We start from the raw sequence: 7140 nt of genomic DNA, 5'->3' as shown, positions 1-7140 counted from the left end.
TTTGGCAATAGATCAGATGGTATTTTGATGTATTTTTCAGCAGATTATTTTCTTGATTTATAGGTAAAAGTAATTTTAATTTGACGCTTTAGCAATCTAACAGGGAAAAACAATTTGTCGCTCTACAGGGAATATGAAAAGGAGGTACTATACCAAAATGCCCAGAAAGAGGAAACAATACGAGGACGACGATGTGATACCGTTCGACGATCCAATGGAAATCAAGAGAGATATGTTCAGATATCGCTGTAAAGAGTGCAAATATGAAGAAGATGTTCCGGGATATGTGATTGAAGAATTCATATGGTGGGAAGAGATGGATAAGGAATATGCTAAAACCAAGAAAAGTAGAATGCCTACCATGGTCTGTCCCGAATGTGAAGGAACATTGCTATTTAAAGAAGAAACGGTAGACTAAATATCTACCGTTCCAATAAATTGCCCGCAGGGCAACTTTGTTCCGTAGTGCTGATAAATATAACTGCCAATGCTATTTTAGATTAACGCTTATTTGAGGACGGAAGCCACGCAAACTCTTAATACGAACAATTGTTGCCAAAACTCACCAGAGGTTTCTTGATTTTTGTGATGATATGGAATACTTGTTTATTTATGATAATAAAAAAAGCAAATATTTAGGAGAATTAAGCAAATGCATGCAAATTAAAGGAATTAAGTTGTAATTTAATGTATAGGTTAGTGGATATGTTTGAAAAAAAAAAGAAACTTTTGTACAATTATTAAGGTAATAAGAAAACCTTCAAGCAAGAGTAATATAAGAAGATACTTGTTTGAAGGTTTGAGACAATCTAAAAAGGTCTCCATGGATGAAATATACGCCTTTTTGGATAGATTGTAAAGTTTTTAATATGACTAAAAAACAAAACAGGAGGAATAGTAATGATTTCATTAAAAAAATTACTTTGTATATCAGCCATGTGTGTTGTGACTTTAGGCGTAACAGTAAATGCTAGGACTTTAGTAGGAACTTCAACAGCAACATTGAGTAATACAGAATACAATGTTAAAGGCAGTTATGTTGCAGTATGGGGGACTACCGATGGAGAAGGTGATTTAAAGGTTCGTTCAACAGTACAAGGTCAATCTGTAAAAGCTGAGGCTATGGCTGTAAGGGAGTTATGGCCAGATAATGCAATAGCTTCTTGTAGTTCTAGTTCCAGTACTTATGTTACAAATAATGGATTTAATTTGCCTTATGCAAACAATGGATACTATGTTAAAGTAAGTAGTACAAAAAAAGCAACAACTGGTGATGGAGAATTGAAGGTTTATGTGCCATAAGTGTATAGGAATTTGCATTGTGAAAGTTCGACAGAAGGGCACTAAGAAACGAGTAATATATAAGTTTATTCTGAATAATGAAAAAAATCTTATTTGATAATATATTCACAGAATATAAATCGAAAGTTATTTTTTCATTATTCCTAAGTACATTTTAGATATTAGCTCAGATTTAATAATCTGAGCTAATATCTTGTGAGGTGAAACATGATTACATTTACTAAACTTTTAAAACTAGAATTAAAATTTATTATAAAGAAGTTTTATTTCTTCATACCTATTTTTTTGTCCCTATTATATGTTTTTTATGGGTATAATATTATGATTGAACAACTTGATATTTATGCTTTTATAAGAACAAGTGGATTTGTTTTTATGGGACTAAGTATTTTATCCATATACATGGGTGTTATAAGTGCAAGACAGGATAAAATTGCCAAATTTGAAGAATTAATAGATACATTACCTGCCTTTTGGATTAGACAGATATCAAAACTCTGTGCATGGATAATATGCATACTAGTATATTGTATAGTATTAACAACTATATGTGTCATTCTAAATCTGAAATTTTATGATGGTTTTTATATACATGGCATACAACTATTGGGGTACATTTTTGCTAATTTTGGTATACCCATGATATCTACATGGACCATAGCGTACGCTATTGAGAAAACCATGAGACCAATGATAGGGTGGCCGGTTTTATTAGTTATATGGTATAGTATTTTGCCATTTAGACAAAATCTGTTGCTGGATGATTCAGTTCAATTTATGCTTAATCAGTTTGTTGAAGAGCCAAATGGTAATTCAAGACTACTTCATTATGGTCTGGAAATGAATTTTGGTTTGGTGGCAAGAAAACTTTGGTTTTTGATGTTTAGCTTATTTTTATACATATCTACAAGTTTAATCAAATTGAATATTTGGTACCGTAGAAACAATAAAGCTAAAATTGCAGCTATTCTCTCCTTTATAATGCTTGTTTGCTCCATACCTTTGGCAAAGATATCGTCTAAACCCCACTCCCAAGGAGTTATTTGGGAAAACTCGCTATATAATTCTTCTTACGATCAACTTCTGAAAGAGGCAGCAGAACCCTATGAATATAAGGAATCAAAGGGTGAAATTGATTGGCTGAGAATTGATATAAAAGATGAAAAAGATGATAGTTTAAGTTATGGTGTAAAAATAGAGCTCAATAATGTATCAGGCGAGGAAGTTATATTTACACTATATAGAACACTTGATATAAAGAATGTTAAAATAAATGGGCTTGTAGATGAAAAATTTATGCGCAATAGAGATTGGGTTATTTTTAATATAAAAGATAAGGGGAATGTTGAAATTGAATTTGAAGTAGAGGGCAAAATTCCCTATGCATTTGGAGAAGTATCGGATAGGACCCTTTTACTGACATATGACTTTCCTTGGTATCCAATATTAGGGAAACACAAAGTTTTAAATCCAATGTTGGATGTTATATATTTTTCAAATAACTTATTGGGATCAAAAGCTTATAATATAGAAATAAACAGTAGCAGAGGAGAGATAATAACCAATTTATCTCATGCAAAAGACGTTTGTATTAAAGGAAGGGCAATTGGTCCTACAGTTATACAAGGCGACTATGAAAGTAAGATGATTGATGGAATTCATTTTGTTGCTCCACCATCATTGTTTAAATTCTATAAAAATTCTATTGGGGTAGTACCGGATATTTTATCAGATTATAAAAATGAATTTGCGCAAAAATTAGATATTCCAACAGGAGAGTTAATGAAGAAAAAATATGATCAGATATTTTTAGTACCTTTGCCAGAGCAGCAGAAAAATAACGTTTTTAAAAGTAACAGTTCTGAGATATATATTAATTATATGAACTGGATTTATCCAATAAAAAAAGATCCTGTTGAAGCCACAGAAGGCATATTAAAAAGGTTCAGAGAGGATTTATTATTTGAATGTTTTTTCCGGACTGGTGAAGAAATAAATAGTAGTATAGAAACAGTTTTTTTTAAAGATATGATAAAGGTGGCTGAAAAAGGTAGTGAGAGTACTGTATTTGAGGGTTTAAAGGAATGGTATATGTACATGGGCTATGATGAAGAAAAAACAAAGGTAGTTTGGGAAAAAGATATTGATGATATAACAAAAATTGAAGAATTGATTTTTGCAAAATCCGAAAATGAGATAATTGATAAAGCACATGAGATATTAAAAGAGTGGGTTAAAATTCCTAAGGAGTGATAATGTGAGACTTGAAATAAAAAATTTAGAAAAAAGATATGGTAAGAAAAAGGCACTTGCATCGGTAAATTTCAGTGCATCAAATGGAATATATGGTTTGTTGGGACCTAATGGTGCAGGAAAAACAACACTGATGCGTATAATTGTGGGGCTGATTACTCCCAATAATGGAAGTGTGAAATTTGATGGTAAAGATATTTTGAAAGAAATAGATGAGTTTAGATATAAGATTGGATATTTGCCTCAGGAGTTCGGTTGCTATAAAAGCATATCAGTGAGAGAATGTCTTGATACAATTGGAATTTTAAAAGGTATTACAAAAAAAACTGAACGTAGAGATCAAATAGATAAAGTACTTAATGAAGTGAATTTACATAATGAAGAAAGGAAAAAAGTTGGTGCCCTATCAGGAGGAATGCGAAGGCGCCTAGGCATTGCACAGGCAATGTTGGGGAATCCTTTGTTGATAATGGTTGATGAACCAACAGCAGGACTAGACCCAGAAGAACGCATAAGGTTCAGAGGGCTGATCCGTAGGATAGCATCAGATAGAGTGGTTTTATTGTCTACTCATATTATGGAGGATATTAAAAATAACTGCGATGGTTTGGCATTGATAAAAAATGGTGTAAGCAAACAATTTGACAGCTTTAAGGAACTTGAGGAAATGGCTAAAGGTAAAGTGTGGAAAATGACTATAAGTAATGATATGTATCAGAATATAGAAAATAACTTTAAAATACTTTCAACAAATTCAAATAGTAATAATTCTTTGGAGGTTCGAATTTATTCAGATGAAAAACCATTAGAAGATGCAGAATCTGTAATTCCAACAGTTGAAGAGGGGTATCTTACATGGATAAACACATAAATAGACTGGTACCTTTTAAATTTGATTTAAAAAACTCAGGTTATGGGATATATTTTTTAGTACTCTCAATGGTATTGGCTTTTGTATACAATTTAGTAATTACCAGTGGAGCATGGAATAAGTATATAACGCTACAGGTATCTATATTTTTAATATCTGTAGTTGGAGTACTTGTTTGGATTCTTCCAGGTTATTTGGAAATAGTAAATCCTGAAAGTAAAGAATTGATTCTTGCTTTGCCTATAAAAGGTTATACATTTGTATTTCTTAGGGTATTAAGGTTGTATACTGTGTATGTAATATTTATTTTAGGCATATTGAGTATAATATCCAATATGTCTGATGAAAAAATGATAAACTTTGGAGTACTCCAAGGGTTTTTGATCGCAGGGGCACTTTATTTTTTATCAGGTTTAGGGTTGGTAAGTCTTTTTATAACAAAACATGGGGTAATAGGATATTGTTTTCCTATATTATGGACCATGGTTAGTTTCTTTTATAGGGGAGGGGGTCTGTGGTTTTTGCATCCTTGTGAATGGATTGTCCCTAAGCCCTATGATGTTACTATGAATATAACTATAGCTCTTTGGGTTTTCGGAATAATACTGCATATTGCGGCGACTATTATTGTCAATAGACGAGAATATTTAATTAATTAATATTTAATTGGGTGCTGAATAAGAACAGTAAGCCTCTTCAACTGCTGTTAAAACTTCAGCAATATGATATTAAAATCTTGGCATTCATGTATGATTTTTACATACTATTCGATAACAATTTGGTCGAACGAGATATCAGAATGCAAAAATTGTGACAAAATATATCTGGTTGCTTCAAAGGAAAAAAGAGAAGTGTTAAATGATTCTCAGTTTATTGAGTATTAATATAACAGGGCATATTCCTTATTATATGTATTATGATTAAGAACAAATAATATTCAAAAGAGATATACTGATTTGCAAGAGTAGTAAGAGATTATAATATTACTATATTTTTACTACGATTGCTATACACATCTCGCTAAATTTCGCTAAGGTTTGCATTTTTAGTACATAATCAGGAGATACATTGAAGGAATAAAACACTGAGCAAATCGTTGCAAAACTCTGCAGGATAGCGCATTTCGAAAGGAGCTTGAAGTATGATACGTGTGATTTTCATCTGCCACGGCAGGTCAGTTGTACAATAAATCGTACTTTGTTAAACTGGGGCAAAGTAGGGCATAAAGTGTCGGAAATGCTGATAAATACTACGGTTTCGACTACTAAGGAAATTCTCGGTAGTCGGATAAAACCAAATAAACAGCCACTATTCGTTAGTAGTAAGAGACTACTTAGAGGGTACGAATTGTGGCTTTTTTTATTGAAAATATTCGCCTTAAGGAATATAATACTATTGAGTTTTTGCAATCACATTCGGAGGATTTTATATGAATTGCGTTTGTCAACAAAATTTTGACCCCTTTGCTAATTAATTTTTGACCCCCTTGTGCTAATGAAAATTTGACCCCCCGGATTACACCTTATGGATAAGATTCCCACAGGAGTCCTAACCTCATAACAATTATTCGTAGCATAAAAGCTTGATATTAATCAATTGTTTTATGCTATATCTGTTTAGCATAGCCCGAGGAAGTAGTAATCGGCGAAGCGTACCCTTGGCAGGTTAATGAAGCAAATGCTACACTGCTGTTTCTGAGGGCAACATTTGTTCAGCTATATCCGTTCCCTTCGCCCTCGGTATCTTAGCAACTGCATTTGCGTAATGCTCTGTCAAGGGCGGTTACGGGAACTGGCAGGAACTTTGGTAGAGCTTTTTCTAAAAGACTCTCCATTCATATTTAATACATGTGAACGAAATGTAAGTCTGTCAACTAATGCAGCAATCATTGTTGAATTTTCAAACATTTCCGTCCACTTAGAAAATGGTAGATTTGTTGTGACTATAACACTTGCCTTTTCAGAGCGATCTGATATAACTTTGAATAGCAGTTCCGACTGATACCTATTAAAACTCAAATACGAAAGCTCATCAAGAATAAGCAAGTCAGCTTTATGAATTTGTCGTTCAAGCTTTCCTAATGTCTTAAATTCTTTAGCTTCTACCAAAGAATTTGGAAGGGTAGCTGCTGTATAAAATTTGACATTGAAACCTTCTTTTATTGCTTTAAGCCCAAGGCCTATACTTAAATGTGTTTTTCCACTACCCGGATTCCCAATCATTATGACGTTCTGGTTTTTTTGTATGTAATCACATGTTGCCAATTCCCATACAAAAGCTTCTTTAACATGCTCGAGGCGGCTATAATCAAATTCATCCAATGTCTTTAGAAAAGGGAAGCCTGCAGCTCTTGTTCTCCGCTTTTGCTGGTTTTCCCGCCGAGTTTCAAGTTCTTTTTTCATTAGTTCAAGCAAAAATTCCTCATATCCCATTCCTCCATCCGCATGCCTTACAATATCATTGTATTTGGTGAATGAAGGAATACGCAGTTGTTTAGCGTACAAACGAATACTTTCTAATACCGGACAAATGTCACTCATCACATCACTCCTATCTTCAGATCATATTCTTCTAAATTGACTTCATATACTGTAGTTCAGCACTTTAAAATCGGAGCAAAAATCAAATTAAAATTCTCTTAATACCAGTGAAAACAGCAAAATAAAATTCTATACGCATAATACTACCGGAAAAAAAGCAAATAAAAAGCAGGT

Annotated in this window: 6 protein-coding genes; 5 read left to right on the top strand and 1 reads right to left on the bottom strand. The window is 32.9% G+C overall.

Annotation, left to right across the window (positions count from 1 at the left end; translation table 11 throughout):
* Positions 1–157: 157 nt before the first annotated feature.
* From EFD62_RS16885 to EFD62_RS16865, 5 genes are all read left to right on the top strand, one after another.
* Positions 158–418, top strand: a complete 261-nt coding sequence (locus EFD62_RS16885; protein WP_069193152.1) for a hypothetical protein — start codon at positions 158–160, stop codon at positions 416–418.
* A 482-nt stretch (positions 419–900) separates the two neighbouring features.
* Positions 901–1302, top strand: a complete 402-nt coding sequence (locus EFD62_RS16880) for a hypothetical protein (RefSeq protein ID WP_128706555.1) — start codon at positions 901–903, stop codon at positions 1300–1302.
* A 321-nt stretch (positions 1303–1623) separates the two neighbouring features.
* Positions 1624–3555 (top strand): hypothetical protein, encoded by a 1932-nt coding sequence (locus tag EFD62_RS17860; protein WP_176720916.1) that lies wholly within the window; start codon positions 1624–1626, stop codon positions 3553–3555.
* A gap of 4 nt (positions 3556–3559) precedes the next feature.
* Positions 3560–4426, top strand: a complete 867-nt coding sequence (locus EFD62_RS16870) for an ABC transporter ATP-binding protein (RefSeq protein ID WP_069193155.1) — start codon at positions 3560–3562, stop codon at positions 4424–4426.
* Positions 4411–5085, top strand: a complete 675-nt coding sequence (locus EFD62_RS16865) for a hypothetical protein (RefSeq protein ID WP_069193156.1) — start codon at positions 4411–4413, stop codon at positions 5083–5085. The genes EFD62_RS16870 and EFD62_RS16865 overlap by 16 nt, the downstream gene beginning before the upstream one ends.
* A 1113-nt stretch (positions 5086–6198) precedes the next feature.
* On the opposite strand, the gene istB is transcribed toward EFD62_RS16865, so the two are convergent.
* Positions 6199–6966: an IS21-like element helper ATPase IstB gene (gene istB, locus EFD62_RS16855; protein ID WP_069193158.1), complete on the bottom strand. Its 768-nt coding sequence runs from the start codon at positions 6964–6966 to the stop codon at positions 6199–6201.
* Positions 6967–7140 lie beyond the last annotated feature (174 nt).

Source organism: Acetivibrio mesophilus (assembly GCF_004102745.1).
GTDB classification, from domain to species: Bacteria; Bacillota; Clostridia; order Acetivibrionales; family Acetivibrionaceae; genus Hungateiclostridium; species Hungateiclostridium mesophilum.
This window is presented reverse-complemented; position numbering and strand designations above follow the sequence as displayed.

What these genes read in the sequence shown, in the direction of transcription:
- EFD62_RS16885 (WP_069193152.1), top strand. Translation starts at nt 158, where the DNA reads ATGCCCAGAAAGAGGAAACAATACGAGGACGACGATGTGATACCGTTC.
- EFD62_RS16880 (WP_128706555.1), top strand. Translation starts at nt 901, where the DNA reads ATGATTTCATTAAAAAAATTACTTTGTATATCAGCCATGTGTGTTGTG.
- EFD62_RS17860 (WP_176720916.1), top strand. Translation starts at nt 1,624, where the DNA reads ATGATTGAACAACTTGATATTTATGCTTTTATAAGAACAAGTGGATTT.
- EFD62_RS16865 (WP_069193156.1), top strand. Translation starts at nt 4,411, where the DNA reads ATGGATAAACACATAAATAGACTGGTACCTTTTAAATTTGATTTAAAA.
- istB (WP_069193158.1), bottom strand. Translation starts at nt 6,966, where the DNA reads ATGAGTGACATTTGTCCGGTATTAGAAAGTATTCGTTTGTACGCTAAA.